Below are 18850 nucleotides of genomic sequence, written 5' to 3'. Positions count from 1 at the left end.
ACCCGCTCGCTCAGGAAGTCGACCAGTGCCCGCCGCTTCGGCGAGGGTGCTTGCTGGCCGGCCAGGAGATGTGGAACACGCCGGTGGCGCCGATGGCGTCTTCCAGCAACGGCAGCAGGCGTCCGTCGGACAGCGGCTCGCGGATGGCGAAGTCTGGCAGGTAGGCGATGCCCAGCCCGTGCAGTGCGAAGCACAGCCGTCTCGATGCCCGCACACGCGTCGCCTGACCCGCGCGGGGTGCGCGCGGAGAGCGTCGCGGCATCGTGGTAATCCATGCGGTGCGGGCACCGCCTCGTCGCATCAGCCGGGCCCGGCTTCCTGGGCGAGTTCGGCGACCAGCTGCAACCAGGCCTGGGCGGCGGCGGACAGGTAACCGCCGCGGCGCCAGGTCAGGGCCATCTTCCAGTCCAGTTCGGGCGCGTCCAGCGGCACGATGGCCACGTCCGGGCGTGGCCGGGCCACGGCGATCATGCGCGGCAGCAGGGCCACGCCCAGGCCGGCGGCGACCAGGGCGATGATGAAATCCGGTTGGCCGCTGCGGGTGGCCTCGCGTGGCGTGAAGCCGTGCGCCAGGCAGGCCTGGGCGATGCGGCGGTTGAGCATGAAGCCCTTTTCGAACAGCACGAACGGCACCTGCGCCAGGTCCTGCAACTGCAGCGACGGCCGCCGTGCCAGCGGGTGCGCCTGCGGCAGCAGCGCGACCAGCGGCTCGGTGCGCACGGCCTGCCATTCCAGGTCGTCGGCCACGGGCAGCAGGCTGGCGGCCAGCTCGATCTCACCGGCGCGCAGGCTTTCCTCCAGGGCCTCGCTGCCTCGCTGCTGCACGTGCAGTTCGATCTGCGGGTACTGCTGGCGGAAGCGTGCAAGCACCGGCGCGAACAACACGTCGCTGCCCAGCGAGGCCAGGCCCAGGTGAAGCGCGCCTCGTTGCAGGCCGCGCAGTTCTTCCAGTTCGCGCAGCATGTCCTCGCGCTCGCCGAGCAGGGCCAGGGCGCGTCGGTAGACGATCTGCCCGGCGGGCGTCAGCCGCACGCCGTGGCGGGAGCGCTCCAGCAGGGTTTCACCCAGCTCCTCTTCCAGCTGGCGGATGGCCTTGCTGACCGTGGGCTGGGTGGCGAACAAGGTCTCGGCCGCGGCGGAGAAACCGTCCCGCCGGACCACTTCGACCAGCATCCGGAGTTGGCGAATATCCATTCTTGATTGGAATTTATTGGATTCAATCAATTCATTTTAATTATGCAATGGGCAGGCGTACACGGAAGGCATGGATACCTTCCTTGTTTCCCTGCGCCGTCACCGGGCAGGCCTGCGGCGTGGCTTTCGGCGCAGCCGCGTGCTGCAGATCCTGGCGCTGGTCGGGGTCTGGTTGCTGGCCGATGCCCTGGTGCGGCAGTGGGGCGTACCGGTGCCGGGCGGCATCGTCGGCTTGTGCGTGCTGTTGCTCGCCTTCGGCCAGGGCTGGTTGTCACCGCGTACCCTCAACGGTGGCGCGCGCTGGCTGCTGGCCGAGATGCTGCTGTTCTTCGTACCGGCCGCGATGATCCTGCTCGACAACCGGCAGATGTTCGGCTGGCTGGGCCTGAAGCTGCTGGCAGTGGTGGTCGGCGGCACGCTGCTGGTGATGGCGGCTACGGCGATGACGGTGGAACTGTTGTTGCGCAGGAGCCAGCGGGATGAACACTGACCCTGGGTTTGCGTACTTGGCGCAGTGGCTGTGGCCGGTGTTCTGGGCCGTGGCGACGATCATGGCCTACCTTGGCGCCAAGCAGCTGTACCTGCGCAGCGGTCGGGCATGGGCATCGCCGCTGATCGTCGCGCCATTGGCGCTGCTGGCGCTGGCCTCGGTGCTGCACGCCAGTTACCACGACTACCTGCGCGGTACCCATTGGCTGATGGCGATGCTGGGTCCGGCGACGGTGGCTTTCGCGGTGCCCATTCACGCGCAGCGGGCCTTGATCGCACGGCACTGGAAGGTTCTCGGTGCCGGGGTGCTGGTGGGCAGTGGCATCGCCATCACCGCCGCATGGTGGATGGCCACCGCCCTGCACCTGTCGCCGGAACTGCGGCTGAGCCTGGCGCCGCGTTCGATCACCACGCCGTTCGCGATGGACGTGTCCGGCCGCATCGGCGGCATCCCCGAGTTGACCGCTGTGTTCGTGATGATCACCGGCATCTGCGGCTCCCTGTTCGGGCAACTGCTGCTCAAGGTGCTGCCGGTACGCAGCGCGATGGCGCGTGGTGCGCTGTTCGGCATGGGCGCGCACGGCATGGGCGTGTCCAAGGCGCGCGAGCTGGGGGAGAGCGAAGGCGCCATCGCCGGGCTGGTGATGGTGATGGCCGGCCTGGTCAACGTCGCTGCGGCACCGCTGCTGGCGCTGCTGTTGTAAGGCTCATTCGATGGGCTTGGCGGCGGCGCTGGGCGACTGGGTGGCGGTACGGCGCGCCAGCACCGCCTCGCGGTGGGCAATGTAGGCGTTGGAGCCGAGGATGATGGCCGCGCCGATGACGGTCCAGCGGTCCAGGGTCTCGCCGAACAGCAGCCAGCCGCATGCCGCCACCAGTGGCAACTGCATGAAGCTGATCGGGGTGAGCGCGGAGACCTCGCCCAGGCGCAGGGCGCGGGTCCACAGCAGTTGCCCGGCGGTACCGAAGATGCCGGTGGCCACCAGCCACAGCCAGGCGATGCCGGTCGGCCAGGTCCACACGAACAGGGCCGGCACCAGCGACAGCGGTACCCAGAACACATAGGTGTAGAACACCACGGTGTCGGCGCCATCGACGCGGGTGAGCTGCTTGATCTGGATGGCGACCAGCGCGCTGAGCACGGCCGCCAGCACCGCGATCAGGGTGCCCGGCTCGAAGCCGTGGTGGCCCGGGCGCACGATCACCAGCACGCCGATGAAGCCGACGATCACCGCCGCCCAGCGACGGATGCGGACCTTCTCGCCCAGCCACAGCACCGCGGCGATGGTCACGAACAGGGGTGTCGAATAGGACAGCGATACCGCCTGTGACAGCGGCAGGTGGCCGACGGCCCAGAAGCCGCACAGCATCGAGCCCAGGCCGATGGCGCTGCGCAGGAAGTAACGTGGCAACTGCTGGGTCCGCAATGGCGACCGGCCGGGACGCATCAGCATCGGCAGCAGCGCCAGCAGGCCAAAGGCGTTGCGGAAGAACGCCACTTCCTGGGTCGGCACATGGGCGGTGGCCAGGCGGATCGTCACCGCCATCAGGCCGAAGGCCATCGTGCTGGCCAGCATCAACAGCGCGGCGCGCAGAGGCGCCGACATCTGTTTTTCCTGCCCGGTGCTCACCAGCGTGCGCCAACCAGACGCGGCTCGGGCTCCAGCGGCACGCCGAACCTTTCCTGCACCGAGGCGGAGATCCGCTGTGCCAGGTCCAGCAGGTCGGCACCGCTGGCCTGGCCGTGGTTGACCAGTACCAGCGCGTGGCTGGGCGCGACGCCGGCATCGCTGGCCTCGCGATGACCCTTCCAGCCGCAGGCCTCGATCAGCCAGGCGGCCGAGACCTTGCGCTGGCCCGGATCGTCGGTGGCGAACACCGGCAGGGCAGGGTGCTCCTGCAGCAGTGCCTCGACCTGCGCGGCCGGCAGGATCGGGTTCTTGAAGAAACTGCCGGCGTTTCCCAGCACGTCGGGGTCCGGGAGCTTGCGCTGGCGGATGGCGATGACCGCATTGGCCACGTCGATCGCCCCGGGCAGTTCCACGCCCATGGCCTTGAGCTCGTCATCGATGCCGGCGTAGTCCAGGCGCAGCTCGTGCAGCAGCGGCAGCCGCAGTTCGATGGCGGTGATCAGGAAGCGGTCGGCCTCGCGTTTGAACACGCTGTCGCGATAGGCGAAGGCGCATTCCTCGGCGGTCAGGCGCGCGAACGCCTGTTGCGCCGTATCCCAGGCCTCGACCACGTGGATGAACTCGCCGACCTGCGCGCCATAGGCGCCGATGTTCTGGATCGGCGCGGCGCCGGCGGTGCCGGGAATCAGCGCGAGGTTCTCCAGCCCCGACAGGCCCTGCTGCAGCGACCACATCACCAGCTGGTGCCAGTTGACGCCGGCACCGGCGCGGACGATGGCGTGGTCGGGACGGTGTTCGAGGATGGACAGGTCGCGGTTGCCGAACACCAGCACCACACCTGGCGGATCACCGGCCAGCAGCACATTGCTGCCGCTGCCCAGCACCAGCAACGGCTCACCGGCGACGGCAGTCAGCGCCTCCGGCAGCAATGCCGGGTCGAACACCTCCAGCAGGCGCGGTGCGGTGGCGGCGACGTGGAAGGTATTGAGACCCTGCAGCGAGGCGTTTTCGGTCAACAACCAGCCAGGTGTGGTCATAGCGGCGCAACGGCTCCGCGGCTGGGGGCCTCGCGGCGGCGACGGATTGCCTCCACGCACTCGCCGATCAGTTCGGGGCCGCGGTAGACCAGGCCGGTGTAGCACTGCACCAGCGAGGCGCCGGCCGACATCTTGGCCACCGCGTCGGCGCCGGACAGGATGCCGCCCACGCCGATCAGCGGGATGGCCTCGGGCAGGCGCGCGCGCAGCCGGCGCAGCACCAGGGTGGACTGGCCCATCAGTGGCGCACCGGACAGGCCGCCGGTTTCGCGTGCCGCCGCGACATCCTCCAGCAGCGGCCGCGCAACGGTGGTGTTGGTGGCGATGACGCCATCGACGGTCAGCTCGGTCAGCACGCGTGCGGCGGCGTCGATATCACGGTCGTTGAGGTCCGGGGCCACCTTGACCAGCATCGGCACGCGCTTGCCATGCTGGGCCGAGAGCTTTTCCTGCGACTCGCGCAGGCTGCCGATCAGCTGGCGCAGCGCCTGTTCTTCCTGCAGCTCGCGCAGGCCGGCGGTGTTGGGCGAGGAGATGTTGACGGTGATGTAGTCGGCCAGCGGGTACACGCGCTCCAGGCAGTGCTGGTAGTCGTCCAGCGCGTTCTCGTTGGGCGTGTCCTTGTTCTTGCCGATGTTGATGCCGAGCAGGCCGGTGCGCTTGCGCGAGCGCTCGACGTTCCTCACCAGCGCATCGACGCCGTCGTTGTTGAAACCCATGCGGTTGATGATCGCCAGCTGGTCGCGCAGGCGGAACAGCCGCGGCTGCGGGTTGCCGGCCTGCGGGCGCGGAGTGACCGTGCCGATCTCGACAAAGCCAAAGCCCAGTGCGAAAAGCGCATCGATGTGCTCGCCGTTCTTGTCCAGGCCCGCGGCCAGGCCGACCGGATTCGGGAAGCTCAGGCCGAACGCCGGTGTCGGCATCGGCTTGATCCGGCGGGTCAGCAGGGAGGATGCGCCCGTGCGGTAGGCCAGCTCCAGGGCCGACAGACCGAGGCCATGGGCGCGTTCGGCATCGAAGGAGAACAGGAAGGGGCGGGCAAGGGAGTACATGGCGATCAGGTCGGCGTACCGGCAACGGCACGGGTGCGGTATTGGAGGGTGGCACGGCCGTCGCGTACGTGGGCGGCTGACAGCATTGCTCCGGTTCCATGGCCACGGACATGGTCCGCGACCCGGGCACTGCAGCGGGTACTGGCGGGCAGGGCGGGCATCCGGCTCAGGACTGCATGGCCGCAAACCAGGCCAGGCCGCCGAAGAGCATGAAGATCGCCACGACGGCCAGCACCGACACGGCGATGCCCAGCCAGCCCAGGATCAGCCCGGCGATGGCCAGCCCGTCGCCTTCCAGCCGCTCCGGTTCGCGGCGGATCTCGGCACGCGCCATGTGGCCGGTGATGATCGCGGCGATGCAGCCGACCATCGGCAACAGGGTCCAGCCGAGGAGGCCGGCAACCAGGCTGACAATGGCGAGGGTGCTGGTCTGGCGGATCTGGTTCATTGCGGGGTTCCTTCGCGAAGAGGCAAGCCTGGCCCGGAACGCATGCTGATGGTTTGCCGATGCAGGCGGTTATTCCAGAAGGCAGGGGCCCGCCATGCGGACCCCCGCCGGTTTCTTACAGGTCGAACTTGATGCCCTGGGCCAGCGGCAGCGAATCGGAGTAGTTGATGGTGTTGGTCTGGCGGCGCATGTAGACCTTCCACGCATCCGAACCGGACTCGCGACCACCGCCGGTGTCCTTCTCGCCACCGAAGGCGCCACCGATTTCCGCGCCCGAGGTGCCGATGTTGACGTTGGCGATGCCGCAGTCGCTACCGGCAGCCGACAGGAACTTCTCGGCCGACTTGAGGTTGGTGGTGAAGATCGACGAGGACAGGCCCTGCGGCACGCCGTTCTGCATCTCGATGGCCTCGTCCAGCGAGGAGTACTTCATCACGTACAGGATCGGGGCGAAGGTCTCGTGCTGCACGACCTCGTCGCTGTTCTGCAGGCCGGTGATGATGGTCGGCAGGACGAAGTGGCCCGGACGGTCCAGCTTCTCGCCGCCGGTGACCACGGTGCCGCCCGATGCCTTGGCCTTCTCGACCGAGGCCAGGAACTGCTGCACGGCTTCGACACTGTTGAGCGGGCCCATCAGGTTGGCGGTATCCAGCGGATCGCCGATCTTGCCCTCGACCTGCTTGTAGGCCTTGACCAGGGTGTCGAGCACGTTGTCGTAGATCGACTCATGCACGATCAGGCGGCGGGTGGTCGTGCAGCGCTGGCCGGCGGTGCCGACCGCGCCGAACACGATGCCCGGCACCGCCAGCTTCAGGTCCGCGGTCTCGTCCAGGATGATGGCGTTGTTGCCGCCCAGCTCCAGCAGGCAGCGGCCCAGGCGGCGGGCGACCTTCTCGTTGACGATGCGGCCGACCTGGGTCGAGCCGGTGAAGCTGATCAGCGGCACGCGCCGGTCTTCGACCAGCTTCTCCGACAGCGCGGTGCCAGCGTCGTTGATGAGGAAGAAGATGTCCGGGAAGCCGGCTTCCTTCAGCGCCTCGTTGCAGATTTTCATCGAGGCGATCGCGGTCAGCGGGGTCTTGTTGGACGGCTTCCAGATGCAGACGTCACCACAGATCGCGGCCAGGAAACTGTTCCAGCTCCACACCGCGACCGGGAAGTTGAAGGCCGAGATGATGCCGACGATACCCAGCGGGTGGTACTGCTCGTACATCCGGTGGCCCGGGCGCTCGGAATGCATGGTGTAGCCGTAGAGCATGCGGCTCTGGCCCACGGCGAAGTCGGCGATGTCGATCATCTCCTGCACTTCGCCATCGCCCTCGGCCTTGGACTTGCCCATTTCCAGCGCGACCAGCGAACCCAGCGCGTCCTTGTGCTTGCGCAGGGCCTCGCCACACAGGCGGATGGCCTCGCCGCGGCGCGGGGCCGGAGTGGTGCGCCAGACCTTGAAGGCTTCCTGGGCGCGGGCGATGACCGTCTCGTAATCGGCGTCGGTGGTGGCCTGGACCTCGGCGATGACTTCGCCGGTGGTCGGGTTGGTCGGCTTGATCACGCCAGCCCCGGTGGCGGCGGACCATTCGCCGTTGCCGAGGTAGGTGCCCGCGTTGGAAGCGGCGAGGCCGAGCGCCTTGAGCAGGTCAAAGGACATGTAATCTCCTGATGCATTGCGTTGTGGGCGCAGCCGCGGGGCAACCGTAGGGAGCGGCGTGCAGAACGGCGATTTTAGCAGAGCGCACGCGCCGGCCTGTTGCCGTGGGATGCAGGCTGGCGGGGGCTCGTGCGACAATGCGCGTCTCAGGCCCCGTAGCTCAGCTGGATAGAGCGGTCCCCTCCTAAGGGACAGGTCGCACGTTCGAATCGTGTCGGGGCCGCCATCGCCTTGCCTCCCTTCCTTTGCTGCGTCCGGCGTGCCCGCGGGCAGGGACCGGAAGGCGTCAGCGCGCATCGCGCAGGCTCGTGCTTGAGGGCTTCTTCCTCCGGGTGGTGGTTTGGTCAGGGCGTGCATCGAAGATCACGTCGCAACAGGCGTGGCAGCAATGACGAGTCGGATGTGGGGCGGGATCGCCAACGGAGTGGCCTCCGGAGCCCTGTGGGGCGTGGTGTTCCTCGCGCCTGCGGTGCTGTCCGCGTTTTCCCCGGTGCAGTTGGCCGCTGCCCGCTACCTGGTCTACGGACTGATCGCCGCCGCCCTGCTGCTGCCGCGCTGGAGGGCCGTGCGCTCGCGCGTTGGCAGGGTGGAGTGGATGGCGCTGCTGCGCCTGAGCCTGCTCGGCAACCTCGTCTACTTCGTGCTGCTGGCGATGGCCGTGCAGTGGAGTGGCGGCGCCGCCGCCTCGCTGATCGTGGGCATGGTGCCGGTGCTGGTGTCGCTGGCCGGCAGCCGCCAGGCCGGGGCGATCGCGCTGCCGCGGCTGGCGCCCTCGCTGCTGCTGTGCCTGGCCGGGGTGTTGCTGATGGGCTACGAGGCCGTTGCCGGCTCGCATGCCGGCGGCGATCCGTGGCGGCGCACGCTGGGACTGTTGTGTGCCGTGGGTGCGCTGCTGTCGTGGACGACGTACTCGGTGGCCAATGCCCGCTGGCTGGCGCGTTGCCCGGATATTTCCGGCCACGACTGGTCGTTGCTCACCGGCGTGGCTACCGGCGCGCTGGCGCTGCTGTTGGCCCCGTTCGCCTTTGTCGGTGGATCAGGCGGGCATGCGCCGGGGCAGTGGGCGATGTTCTGGGCGGTCGCCACCGGCGTGGCGGTGCTGGCCTCGATCCTCGGCAATGCCTGCTGGAACCGCGCCACCCGGATGCTGCCCCTGACCCTGGGCGGTCAGATGATCGTGTTCGAGACGCTGTTCGCGCTGTTCTATGGCTTCCTGTGGCACCAGCGCTGGCCGAGCCCGCTGGAAGTGCTGGCCATCGTCTGCCTGGTGGCGGGCGTGGTGCTGTGCGCCGCAGCGCACCGACCGGCGCCGCCGGTACATACCCCGGCCTGAGGGGCCGCGCACTGGCGCCCTGCATCCCGGTCGGTACGAGGCACCGACGTCACTGCTCGACGCTTCGGTCCTGGAAGCCGCTCCAAACGCGTTGCGCGCACTTCCGGTGGTCCGGCGGGTCAAATGCCGGAAGTTCGCGAGATGATCACATTTGCAACTTTTCCGGCACGTTGACTGACGATCCCGGCAAGGGATTTTTGCGCCGCAGCACTTGACACGGACTTCACCGCTGTTGTCCTCTTGGGCAATGCAGCCTGTCCGCGCCACCGCCAGCATCATTCCGCAGCGACCGAAGTCGCTGCTGGCCGCGACTGGTGCCATGTCCATTACCACCCTTACCGTCACCACTAGCCCGGTGCGGCCCGTCGTCTTCGCGTAGTTTCCCGAACACAACGGCCCCGCACCCGGATCAGGATGCGGGGGGCGATCCCCAGAACCTGACGGTGCGCCGGGGCCTCCAACCGAGGTTTTTCCGATGTCCGCCGCCGTCGAACCCGCACCGCTTCCTTCCGCCAGCGCCGCCGTGCCCGCCACCGTGGTGCACAAGTTCGGCGGAACCTCCGTCGCCGACGCCGACCGTTACCGCCACGTGGCGCAGTTGCTGCTGGCCCGTGGCGAGTCGACCCAGGTCACCGTGGTGTCGGCGATGAAGGGCGTGACCGACGCGCTGATCGAACTGGCCCTGCTGGCGTCACGCGACGACGCCCGCTGGCGCGAACACTGGCACGAACTACGGGCGCGCCATCGTGGTGCGGCGGTGTCGCTGCTGGGCGAGCACGCCGGCGGGACGGTGGAGTGGCTGGATGACCGTTTCGACCACCTGGCCCGCATCCTCGAGGCGCTGGCGGTGATCGGCGAGCTGCCCAACGAGGTGCTCGACCGCGTGCAGGGCCTGGGCGAGGTGTATTCGGCCCACCTGCTGGGCGCGCATTTCCGCGCGCTTGGCGAGGATTGCGCCGTGCTCGATGCGCGCGACGTCCTGGTGGTGGACCGCGGCGAGCTCGGCGTCGACGTGGGCTGGGAAACCAGTGCGCAGCGCCTGGCTACCTGGCGCCAATCGCACCCGCAATCGCGCGTGGTGGTGACCGGCTTCGTCGCCCGCGACCGCAATGACCGCATCACCACCCTGGGCCGCAACGGCAGCGACTACTCCGGCGCGATCTTCGCGGCCCTGTTCAATGCCGACGAACTGCACATCTGGACCGACGTCGACGGCGTGCTTTCGGCCGACCCGCGCGTCGTGCCCGAGGCGGTACAGCTGGAAACGCTCAGCTACGACGAGGCCTGCGAACTGGCCTACTTCGGCGCAAAGGTGGTGCATCCGCAGACCATGTCGCCGGCGATGGAGCGCGGGCTGCCGATCATCATCCGCAACACCTTCCAGCCCGGACATCCGGGCACCCGCATCGCCGCCGGTGCCACCGCCAGCGGGCCGATCAAGGGGCTGACCCTGAGCCCGGACCTGGCGGTGCTGAACCTGGAAGGTACCGGCCTGATCGGCGTGCCCGGCACCGCCGAGCGTGTGTTCGCCGCCCTGCGCAACGCCCATGTGTCGGTGGTGATGATCTCGCAGGGCTCCTCGGAACATTCGATCTGCTGCGTGGTGCGCCAGGGCGAGGCCGGGCGCGCACGCGACGCGCTGCTGCATGCCTTTGCCCATGAACTCTCGCTCGGCCACGTGCAGCGGGTGCAGCTGACCCCGGGGATCAGCGTGCTGGCGGCGGTGGGTGATGGCATGGCCGGCCAGCCGGGCGTGGCCGCGCGCCTGTTCGAGTCGCTGGCCCGCGCCCAGGTCAACATCCTGGCCATTGCCCAGGGCTCATCCGAGCGCAACATCTCGGTGGCAATCGACAGCCGCGATGCGACCAAGGCACTGCGTGCCGCCCATGCCGGCTTCTGGCTATCGCCGCAGACGTTTTCAGTCGGTGTGATCGGCCCGGGCAACGTCGGCGCGGCGCTGCTGGACCAGCTGCACAAGGCGCAGCCGCAGCTGCTGTCCAAGGCGCGGCTGGACCTGCGCCTGCGCGCGGTGCTGTCACGCAAGCGCATGCTGCTGGAGCCACGTGCAGTCGAGGGCGACTGGCGCAGCGCATTTGCCGCCAGCACCACGCCGGCCGACCTGGACCAGTTCACCGAACACCTGCTTGCCGCGCGATTGCCGCACGCGATGATCATCGACTGCAGCGGCAGCGCCGACGTGGCCGATCGCTACGCCGGCTGGCTGGCCGCCGGCATCCATGTCGTCACCCCGAACAAGCAGGCCGGTGCCGGTCCCCTGCCGCGCTTCCACGCCATCCGCGCCGCAGCGGCCGCCAGTGGCGCGCGCTTCCGCTACGAGGCCACGGTCGGTGCCGGCCTGCCGGTGATCACCACGCTGCGGGACCTGGTCGATACCGGTGACGAGGTCACCGCGATTGCCGGCATCTTCTCCGGCACGCTGGCGTGGCTGTTCAACAAGTACGACGGCAGCGTGCCGTTCTCGGCGCTGGTCGCGCAGGCGCGGGCGATGGGCTACACCGAGCCGGATCCGCGCGATGACCTGTCCGGCGTGGACGTGGCGCGCAAGCTGGTGATCCTGGCGCGCGAGGCCGGCCGTGACCTGAGCCTGGAGGACGTGCAGGTGGAAAGCCTGGTGCCCGAATCGCTGCGCCGGTCCAGCGTGGAGGACTTCATGGAGCATCTGCACGGGGTCGACGCGGCGTTCGCCACGCGCCTGCAGGCCGCGCGTGATCGCGGCAACGTGCTGCGCTATGTCGCCCAGCTGCCGGCGTCCGGCCCGGCCAGTGTCGGCCTGGTGGAACTGCCGGCCAGCCATGCCTTCGCCAACCTGCAGCTGACCGACAACGTGGTGCAGTTCACCACGCGCCGCTACTGCGACAACCCGCTGGTGGTGCAGGGGCCGGGTGCCGGTCCGGAGGTCACCGCCGCCGGTGTGTTCGCCGACGTGCTGCGGGTGGCCGCCGGTGAAGGAGCGCGCCTGTGAGTGGTTGGGTGCGTGCGTTCTCGCCGGCCTCGGTCGGCAATGTGGCGGTGGGCTTCGACATCCTCGGCCACGGCATCGAGGGCGTGGGCGACACCGTGGCGGTGCGTCGGATCGACGCGCCGGAGGTGCGCATCAGCGCGATCACCGGGGCCACCGTCGACCTGCCGCGCGAGGCGGTCGGCAATACCGCTGGTGCGGCGCTGATCGCACTACGCCAGGCGCTGGAACTGCCCTACGGCTTCGAGGTCCGCATCGAGAAGGGCATCCCGCTCGGTTCGGGCATGGGCGGCTCGGCCGCCTCGTGCGTGGCCGCGCTGGTAGCGGCCAATGCGCTGCTGGACCAGCCGCTGCCCCCCGAAGCCCTGTATCCCTTCGCCCTGGTCGGCGAGGCGGTGGCCAGCGGCGGCCAGCATGGCGACAACCTCGGCCCGATGCTGCTGGGCGGACTGGTGCTGGCCACCGCGCAGCGGATCGTGCGCATCCCGGTGCCCGATGCCTGGCACAGCCTGCTGGTGCACCCGGACGCGGTGCTGGAAACCCGCCGTGCCCGCGCCGCACTGGCCGGCAGCTACGAGCTGAAGGAATTCGTCGCGCAGAGCGCCAACCTGGCGCTGGTGCTGGCCGGTTGCCATGCCGGGCGCGCCGACCTGGTGCGCGATGGCCTGGCCGACGTGCTGGTCGAGCCGCGGCGTGCACCGTTGATCGCCGGTTTCAACGAGGCCAAGCAGGCCGCCCTGGCCGCCGGTGCGATGGGCGCGAGCATTTCCGGCGCCGGCCCCAGCGTGTTCGGCTGGTTCCAGACCCGCCAGGCGGCCGAGGCCGCTGTCGCCCCGGTGCAGGCGGCCTTTGCCGCGGCCGGGTTCGACAGCCAGGCCTGGGTGTCGCCGCTCAATTCCCCTGCCGCCTGCGTACTTTGAGCGTGGCGTATCCGTTGGAGTCCCGATGAACTTCGTTTCCACCCGCAACAACGCGCCGGCAGTCTCGCTCAGCCAGGCCATCGCCGCCGGGCTGGCGCCCGATGGCGGCCTGTACGTGCCGGAGGCGCTGCCGGCGCCGCGCACCCTGGCCCCGGCCGATTCGCTGGCACGGACCGCGACCACGCTGCTGACGCCATTCTTTGCCGGCGACGCGCTTGAACCCGAGCTGGCGGCGATCTGCGAGCAGGCCTTCGACTTCCCGGCGCCGCTGCAGCCGCTGGCCACGCCGGGCGACCACGTGCTGGAGCTGTTCCACGGGCCGACCGCCGCGTTCAAGGATTTCGGCGCGCGCTTCCTCGCCGGCAGCCTCGCGCGCCTGCCGCGTGCCGACGCGCGGCCGCTGACCATCGTGGTGGCGACCTCCGGTGATACCGGGGCCGCGGTCGCTGCCGCCTTCCACCGCCAGCCGGGCCTGCGGGTGCTGGTGCTGTATCCCGACGGCCGGGTGTCGCCTCGCCAGGCGCACCAGCTCGGCTGCCTGGGGGACAACATCCGCGCGCTGCGCGTGGCCGGCGCCTTCGACGACTGCCAGGCGATGGCCAAGCAGGCGCTGGGCGACGTGGAACTGCAGGCGCATGTGCCGCTGAGCTCGGCCAACAGCATCAGTCTCGGCCGGCTGCTGCCGCAGATGTCCTATTACGCCCACGCCGCCATCGGCCACCATGCGCGCACCGGACGCAAGCTCAACTTCGTCATTCCCACCGGCAACCTAGGCAATGCGATGGCCGCGATCCTGGCGCGCGGGCTGAGCGTGCCGCTGGGACGGATCGTGCTGGCGACCAATGCCAACCGCGTGCTGCCGGACTACTTTGGCGGCGACGAGTACCGGCCGCAGCCCACCGTGGCGACCCTGGCCAATGCCATGGATGTGGGCGCGCCCAGCAACTTCGAGCGGCTGCGCTGGCTGTACCGCGGTGACGACGCGGCGCTGCGCGCGGCTTTCACGTCGCAGGGGGTGGACGACGGGGAGATCCGCGACACCATCCGCGAGCGTTACCAGCGCCACGGCGAGGTTTTCTGCCCGCACACGGCCACGGCGGTGCGGGTGCTGGAACGGCTGCGGGCCAGCGGGCAGGCAGCCTCCGGCGAGGACTGGGCGGTGGCGGCCACTGCACATCCGGCCAAGTTCGAGAGCGTGGTCGAGCCGCTGATCGGCCGAGAGCTCGAGGTGCCGCCTGCACTGGCCGCGCTGCTGCGCCGTCCGGCCCATGCCGAGCCGTGCCAACCGTCATTCGCCGAGCTGCGCGACAGGCTGGTCAACTGGGCCTGAGCCGGCCACCACGGTTGTCCACATCCGGTGTGGAGCGTTGTCCAGGAAGCCTGTGGATAACCGCCCGGCCGCCCAGCGGTGCCGGGCATCCGCTACGGTATGGTGAAAATTTCACCAGCCGGTCGGGCAGGGAGGAAAGACCGGCAGGGCCCGGCCGCCCGAGGTGGGAACGAAGGCACAAGGATTTCGGGGATCTTGTGGGCGCCGGTGCGGGGCGGCCGGCAGGACTCAGTACTGCTCGCTGCCGGCCAGCTTCTGCAGCGCAGGCACGTCCAGCAGCTCCACCACGTTCAGGTGGGGCAGGGCGATCAGCCCGGCCTGGCGCAGCTTGGTGAAGGTGCGGCTCACCGTTTCCATGGTCAGGCCCAGGTGGTCGGCGATGTCGCCACGGCCCATCGGCAGCGGCACGCGGGTGCCCGGATGGCCGTGCAGGGCTTCGCGTGCGGACAGGCGCAGCAGGAAGTCGGCCAGCTTCTCGGTCGGCTGCAGGCGGGCCAGCGCCAGCGCGGCATCCTGGGCCGAATCCAGCTCCTGGCAGGCGCGCTGCAGCAGCTTGCGCTCCAGGTGCGGGTAGCGCAGGCGCAGCTCGCGCATGTGCGACAGGGCCACGCGGCAGACGCGGCTGTCGGCGATGGCCTCGATGTCGTGGCGGTGGTGGTCGCTGCCCGACAGGCCCAGATAGTCGCCCGGCAGTAAAAAGCCGCTGACCTGGCGGCGGCCGTCGGCCAGCGTGCGCACGATGCGCAGCGCACCTTCGGTCACGGTGTAGACGTGGGTCCGTTCATCGCCGGCGTGGGCCAGGGTGGTGCCCATGGCGACCGGCACCGAGACGGTGACCTTCTCAAGCGCCAGCACCTCGTCGCAGGACAGCGCCGAGCACACCGACAGGTGCCGGACACGGCAATGCAGGCATTCGCGCAGCGCCGGGCCTTCCGTGGAGCTGGAATCTGCAGGCGATGTCGCGGTGCCGGGAAAGGGCCGGGTCATGGCATCAGCGGGGCGGGGAAGGCGCCAATGATACTTCATGGAGCTGGGGCAGCGCCGGTGCGGCTAGAATTGCGTCCCTGTCCTTCCCCCGTTTTGCAGGAGTTTCACCCGTGATCAAGCCCCGTACGCCCGCCGGCATCATGGAGTTGCTGCCGCGCGAGCAGATCGCGTTCCAGCGCATGCTGGACGTCATCCGCCGCAACTACGAGCGGTTCGGGTTCCTGCCGGTGGAAACCCCGGTGTTCGAGCTTTCCGACGTGCTGCTGACCAAGAGCGGCGGCGAGACCGAGCGCCAGGTGTATTTCGTGCAGTCCACCGGCGCGCTGGCCAACGCCGCCGAATCCGGCGACAAGTCGCTGCCCGAGCTGGCCCTGCGCTTCGACCTGACCGTGCCGCTGGCGCGCTACGTGGCCGAGCACGAGCACGAACTCAGCTTCCCGTTCCGCCGCTACCAGATGCAGCGCGTCTACCGCGGCGAGCGTGCCCAGCGCGGCCGTTTCCGCGAGTTCTACCAGTGCGACATTGACGTCATCGGCAAGGACACCCTGTCCATCCGCTATGACGCGGAGGTGCTGGCGGTGATCAACGCGGTGTTCTCCGAGCTTGGCATCGGCGACTTCGCCGTGCAGCTGAACAACCGCAAGCTCCTGCGTGGCTTCTTCGAGTCGCAGGGCGTGGCCGAGGGCGAGCTGCAGCTGGCCGTGCTGCGCGAGGTCGACAAGATCGACAAGCGCGGCGCCGACTACGTGCGCGACACGCTCATGGGCGAGGGCTTCAACCTGCCGGCCGAGCGGGTGGCGAAGATCCTGGAGTTCATCGCCGTGCGTTCGAACGGGCATGCCGATGCGCTGGCCCAGCTGGACGCGCTGGTCGCCGCTCCGGAAGCCACCGACATGCTGCGTGCCGGCGTGGCCGAACTGCGCGAGGTGATCGAGCTGGTGCGTGGCCTGGGCGTGCCGGAGACCGCCTACCGCCTGAACTTCTCCATTGCCCGTGGCCTGGACTACTACACCGGCACCGTCTACGAGACGCAGCTGACAGACCACCCGGAGATCGGCTCGATCTGCTCGGGCGGCCGTTACGAGGACCTGGCCAGCCACTACACCAAGAGCAAGCTGCCGGGCGTGGGGATCTCCATTGGCCTGACCCGGCTCTTCTGGCAGCTGCGCGAGGCCGGGCTGATTGCCGGCATTGCCGAATCCAGCGTGCAGGCGATGGTGGCGCTGATGGATGAGGCCGGCATGGTGCAGTCGCTGGACATCGCCCGCCGCCTGCGCGCCGGTGGCATCAACACCGAGGTGCAGCTGGAGCCGAAGAAGATAGGCAAGCAGTTCCAGTACGCGGCCAAGGCCGGCATCCGCTTCGTCGTGCTGGCCGGCGAGGACGAGATTTCCCGCGGCGTGGTCGCGGTCAAGGACCTGGTGCGCGAGCAGCAGTTCGAGGTCGCCCGCGAGGAGCTGGCCACCACGCTGCAGGTCGAGCTTGAGCAGGCCCGCGCGATGGCGCGCTGAGCCGCGTTTGCAGCTGCCTGATGCAGGAAGCCCCCGCTGGTGCGGGGGTTTTTTTTGCCCCGGGGGCGCCCTTATGGAGGAGAGTACTAAATCCCGAGGTTTCAACGACTTACCTAGCCAAAGTGCAGGGACAAGGTCAGCAGGTCATCTCGGAAGTGAACGCGCGTCATCGGCAGCCACACGACAGAGCTCTGCCCCCGTCCCTACAGGCGAACGTAGGTCAGATTGAACTCCTTGCATTGCCGCTGCTGCTGCAATCTGTTGGCGAAATTGAACGCATCATTAAGCTCGAAGCGTTGGAATACGTCGAGGCCACGGCTGAGAACGATCTTCCACCCTTGGTCGGTTGTGATGTCCCGGTCATGCTTGGTACCGGTGGAGTCGTAGGTCCAACTGAACTGAATGCCGACGGTCGCGCAGGCATCTGCGATTTTCTGCAGATTTTCCGTCTGGCGATCCCCGTTGAATTCGTCTTCGACGGTAACGACATGCACAGCGACTTCATCCTCGGGGCCATGGAGTTTGCTGATGGTTTCCATCAACTCCATCAGGTTGCGCAGCTGGTGGAACATGCGCAAGTAGGGGTCGGTCACGACGATCCGCTTAGCTCCAGCCAGATACGGGCCGAACAAGCTGTCAAAGCTCACACCACGCTGGTTCTCCTGAAAAACCAGATGTTGCTCTTTCAGGGGGTTGTCAGTGGTCTTTGAGCGAGGTCGCTGCTCGACTGCCGGTACGCCTTGAGAAGGCTCGACAGCTGCTGAAGCGCCTTGCGCACCGGCTGTTGCCTCGGCCGAATCATCGGCTGCCACACGGCGGTGGTACTGGTGTGGATACTCGTCTTCCTCCAGCGTATGCACCAGGCGCTCCTGCCCAGCAGCATCCGAATAGGCGAAGCGCACCTTGGGATAGGTCGCATCGATGCGCAGCAATTGGTCCTTGACCCGCTTTCGTCCTTCGATGGCGCAGCGCAAGACTTCTTCGATCTCGGCATCGCTCGCCTGCCCGTCAGGGAACAAGAGCTTCATCAGCCCGGAGAAGGTCTTGTTGATGCCGTCGCGGTCTCGCGTGGAGATATCGTCACCCAGCGTGAACAACGCCTTGTAGCGGTCCGAGTAATCGTGGCTGCGCAGCGAGCGCAGGATCTCGGCCAGATAGTCGACCACGAACCCGTAGCCCGCAGAGAACATCTCTGCACGAATCACGTCTACCTCCCAGCCCGGGATGTAGCTGTGGATGCGATCGAGGAAGGCGGAATCGTGGAATTTTTCAGGCAATGGATCGAACAGATCACTGTGTTTGAGCATGTAGGGCACGGTGTGGTCGGTGTTGCCAACAAACACCATGCTCGCTTCGGCCCCGAGTGTTTCCACACCACGCGAGAATGACTTGTTCGCCATGTAGTTCTTCATGATGTCCACCAGCGCCTTGTCCACGCGCTTTTGCTTGCCGGCGAACTCGTCGAAGGCTACCACGTCCCAGTAACCCACCAGTCCAAGCTTGCCGGTACCGTTGTGAACGAACAGCTTGGGAACCGTGACCTCGCCACCGGAGATCAAGATGCCGTGCGGCGAAAACTCCGAGTACACATGCGACTTGCCCGTGCCTTTGGGCCCCAGTTCGATCAGGTTGTAGTTGCGTTCGCAGAACGGAATCAGGCGAATCAGTTGCAGCAACTTGTTGCGCTTGCCGAACATCTGCGGGTTGAAGCCGATGCTTTGGATCAGCAGGTCAATCCACTCGTCGGTGCTGAACTGCCGGCGGGCTTCCAGGTAGCCGTTCAGGTCGAAACGGGAGATCTGGATCGGCTTGAGCGAGGCCAGTATCCAGGGCGAGGCGGACTTGTCCTCGGTGTATTCGTATTCCAGATCGGCAATGCACCAGACGCCACCCACCAGCAATTTCTGGTGCGATTTCACTGTGCCGGAGTCGATCAATACCTTTTTGATGCCAAGGTTGGCGAACTCGGCCTCATAGACATCATCTTTGTCGTTGAGCGACACGCTGATGCGGTCGATCACCTTGTGCCGGCCCTTTTCCTTGATCGTCGAGCGCACCAGGCCCGCTTCGTTACGGTGCACATAGTGCTTGCGCAGGATCTCCCGGACGGTATCAATGCCGGTCTGAATGGTCGCCTCGTCATTGGTCGCGCAGTACTGTCCCAACAGGTACTCCAGCACATAGGTGGGCACGATGGCGTTGCCCTTGACGGCTTTCACCAAATCCTTGCGCACCACCAGACCGGCAAAATGCTGGTTGATCTTGTCATCAAGCTGGGTCATGACCGGTC

At 67.8% G+C, this 18850-nt stretch carries 16 protein-coding genes and 1 tRNA gene; 8 read left to right on the top strand and 9 right to left on the bottom strand.

The window, feature by feature from the left end; translation table 11 throughout:
• Nucleotides 1-10: 10 nt before the first annotated feature.
• Nucleotides 11-214 carry a hypothetical protein gene (locus LG380_RS05490; protein WP_225763961.1) on the bottom strand — a complete coding sequence of 68 codons (204 nt, stop codon included), beginning with the start codon at nt 212-214 and terminating at the stop codon, nt 11-13.
• A gap of 86 nt (nt 215-300) precedes the next feature.
• A complete protein-coding gene (locus LG380_RS05485; RefSeq protein ID WP_057640563.1) occupies nt 301-1194 on the bottom strand; it encodes a LysR substrate-binding domain-containing protein in 894 nt (297 codons plus the stop codon).
• A gap of 70 nt (nt 1195-1264) precedes the next feature.
• On the opposite strand from LG380_RS05485, the gene LG380_RS05480 reads away from it, so the two are divergent.
• Nucleotides 1265-1684 (top strand): CidA/LrgA family protein, encoded by a 420-nt coding sequence (locus LG380_RS05480; RefSeq protein ID WP_083490102.1) that lies wholly within the window; start codon nt 1265-1267, stop codon nt 1682-1684.
• A complete protein-coding gene (locus LG380_RS05475) occupies nt 1674-2387 on the top strand; it encodes an LrgB family protein (RefSeq protein WP_225763960.1) in 714 nt (237 codons plus the stop codon). The genes LG380_RS05480 and LG380_RS05475 overlap by 11 nt, the downstream gene beginning before the upstream one ends.
• A 3-nt stretch (nt 2388-2390) precedes the next feature.
• On the opposite strand, the gene LG380_RS05470 is transcribed toward LG380_RS05475, so the two are convergent.
• The 5 genes from LG380_RS05470 to LG380_RS05450 all read right to left on the bottom strand — a co-directional run bounded on the left by LG380_RS05470 (nt 2391) and on the right by LG380_RS05450 (nt 7499).
• Complete coding sequence (locus LG380_RS05470) at nt 2391-3290, bottom strand: DMT family transporter (RefSeq protein WP_225763959.1); 900 nt, start codon at nt 3288-3290, stop codon at nt 2391-2393.
• 20 nt (nt 3291-3310) lie between these two features.
• Nucleotides 3311-4351, bottom strand: coding sequence for a UDP-N-acetylmuramate dehydrogenase (gene murB / locus LG380_RS05465; RefSeq protein ID WP_225763958.1), 1041 nt, complete (start codon nt 4349-4351; stop codon nt 3311-3313).
• Nucleotides 4348-5403: a quinone-dependent dihydroorotate dehydrogenase gene (locus LG380_RS05460; RefSeq protein WP_225763957.1), complete on the bottom strand. Its 1056-nt coding sequence runs from the start codon at nt 5401-5403 to the stop codon at nt 4348-4350. Before LG380_RS05460 ends, murB begins: the two co-directional genes overlap by 4 nt.
• A 166-nt stretch (nt 5404-5569) precedes the next feature.
• Nucleotides 5570-5851, bottom strand: coding sequence for a DUF4190 domain-containing protein (locus LG380_RS05455; RefSeq protein WP_225763956.1), 282 nt, complete (start codon nt 5849-5851; stop codon nt 5570-5572).
• Between the two features lie 115 nt (nt 5852-5966).
• Nucleotides 5967-7499 (bottom strand): aldehyde dehydrogenase family protein, encoded by a 1533-nt coding sequence (locus LG380_RS05450; RefSeq protein ID WP_225763955.1) that lies wholly within the window; start codon nt 7497-7499, stop codon nt 5967-5969.
• Nucleotides 7500-7648: 149 nt separating this feature from the next.
• Between LG380_RS05450 and LG380_RS05445 the strand changes: the two genes are divergently transcribed.
• The 5 genes from LG380_RS05445 (at nt 7649) to thrC (ending at nt 14062) form a co-directional block, all read left to right on the top strand.
• Nucleotides 7649-7725 (top strand) — tRNA-Arg (locus LG380_RS05445).
• Between the two features lie 162 nt (nt 7726-7887).
• A complete protein-coding gene (locus LG380_RS05440) occupies nt 7888-8832 on the top strand; it encodes a DMT family transporter (RefSeq protein WP_225763954.1) in 945 nt (314 codons plus the stop codon).
• A 475-nt stretch (nt 8833-9307) separates the two neighbouring features.
• Nucleotides 9308-11815: a bifunctional aspartate kinase/homoserine dehydrogenase I gene (gene thrA / locus LG380_RS05435; protein WP_225763953.1), complete on the top strand. Its 2508-nt coding sequence runs from the start codon at nt 9308-9310 to the stop codon at nt 11813-11815.
• On the top strand, nt 11812-12732 hold the full coding sequence (locus LG380_RS05430) for a homoserine kinase (protein WP_225763952.1): 921 nt from the start codon (nt 11812-11814) through the stop codon (nt 12730-12732). The genes thrA and LG380_RS05430 overlap by 4 nt, the downstream gene beginning before the upstream one ends.
• Nucleotides 12733-12757: 25 nt before the next feature.
• Entirely contained in the window at nt 12758-14062 is a 1305-nt protein-coding gene (thrC, locus tag LG380_RS05425) for a threonine synthase (protein WP_225763951.1), read from the top strand.
• Between the two features lie 228 nt (nt 14063-14290).
• Here thrC and LG380_RS05420 read toward each other — a convergent pair whose 3' ends face one another.
• Complete coding sequence (locus LG380_RS05420) at nt 14291-15049, bottom strand: helix-turn-helix domain-containing protein (protein WP_225763950.1); 759 nt, start codon at nt 15047-15049, stop codon at nt 14291-14293.
• 110 nt (nt 15050-15159) lie between these two features.
• Between LG380_RS05420 and hisS the strand changes: the two genes are divergently transcribed.
• A complete protein-coding gene (gene hisS, locus LG380_RS05415) occupies nt 15160-16560 on the top strand; it encodes a histidine--tRNA ligase (RefSeq protein WP_225763949.1) in 1401 nt (466 codons plus the stop codon).
• A gap of 203 nt (nt 16561-16763) precedes the next feature.
• Here the strand turns inward: hisS and brxL are convergent, their stop codons facing one another.
• On the bottom strand, nt 16764-18842 hold the full coding sequence (gene brxL / locus LG380_RS05410) for a BREX system Lon protease-like protein BrxL (protein WP_225763948.1): 2079 nt from the start codon (nt 18840-18842) through the stop codon (nt 16764-16766).
• Nucleotides 18843-18850 lie beyond the last annotated feature (8 nt).

The organism is Stenotrophomonas sp. Marseille-Q4652 (assembly GCF_916618915.1).
GTDB lineage: Bacteria > Pseudomonadota > Gammaproteobacteria > Xanthomonadales > Xanthomonadaceae > Stenotrophomonas.
The sequence above is the reverse complement of the archived record's forward strand: the minus strand, read 5'-3'. Positions and strand labels throughout refer to the sequence as shown.

Bases quoted from the DNA above. Each gene is read 5' to 3' on its own strand.
- LG380_RS05485 (WP_057640563.1), bottom strand. From the start codon at position 1,194: ATGGATATTCGCCAACTCCGGATGCTGGTCGAAGTGGTCCGGCGGGAC.
- LG380_RS05480 (WP_083490102.1), top strand. From the start codon at position 1,265: ATGGATACCTTCCTTGTTTCCCTGCGCCGTCACCGGGCAGGCCTGCGG.
- LG380_RS05475 (WP_225763960.1), top strand. From the start codon at position 1,674: ATGAACACTGACCCTGGGTTTGCGTACTTGGCGCAGTGGCTGTGGCCG.
- LG380_RS05470 (WP_225763959.1), bottom strand. From the start codon at position 3,290: ATGTCGGCGCCTCTGCGCGCCGCGCTGTTGATGCTGGCCAGCACGATG.
- murB (WP_225763958.1), bottom strand. From the start codon at position 4,351: ATGACCACACCTGGCTGGTTGTTGACCGAAAACGCCTCGCTGCAGGGT.
- LG380_RS05460 (WP_225763957.1), bottom strand. From the start codon at position 5,403: ATGTACTCCCTTGCCCGCCCCTTCCTGTTCTCCTTCGATGCCGAACGC.
- LG380_RS05455 (WP_225763956.1), bottom strand. From the start codon at position 5,851: ATGAACCAGATCCGCCAGACCAGCACCCTCGCCATTGTCAGCCTGGTT.
- LG380_RS05450 (WP_225763955.1), bottom strand. From the start codon at position 7,499: ATGTCCTTTGACCTGCTCAAGGCGCTCGGCCTCGCCGCTTCCAACGCG.
- LG380_RS05440 (WP_225763954.1), top strand. From the start codon at position 7,888: ATGACGAGTCGGATGTGGGGCGGGATCGCCAACGGAGTGGCCTCCGGA.
- thrA (WP_225763953.1), top strand. From the start codon at position 9,308: ATGTCCGCCGCCGTCGAACCCGCACCGCTTCCTTCCGCCAGCGCCGCC.
- thrC (WP_225763951.1), top strand. From the start codon at position 12,758: ATGAACTTCGTTTCCACCCGCAACAACGCGCCGGCAGTCTCGCTCAGC.
- LG380_RS05420 (WP_225763950.1), bottom strand. From the start codon at position 15,049: ATGACCCGGCCCTTTCCCGGCACCGCGACATCGCCTGCAGATTCCAGC.
- brxL (WP_225763948.1), bottom strand. From the start codon at position 18,842: ATGACCCAGCTTGATGACAAGATCAACCAGCATTTTGCCGGTCTGGTG.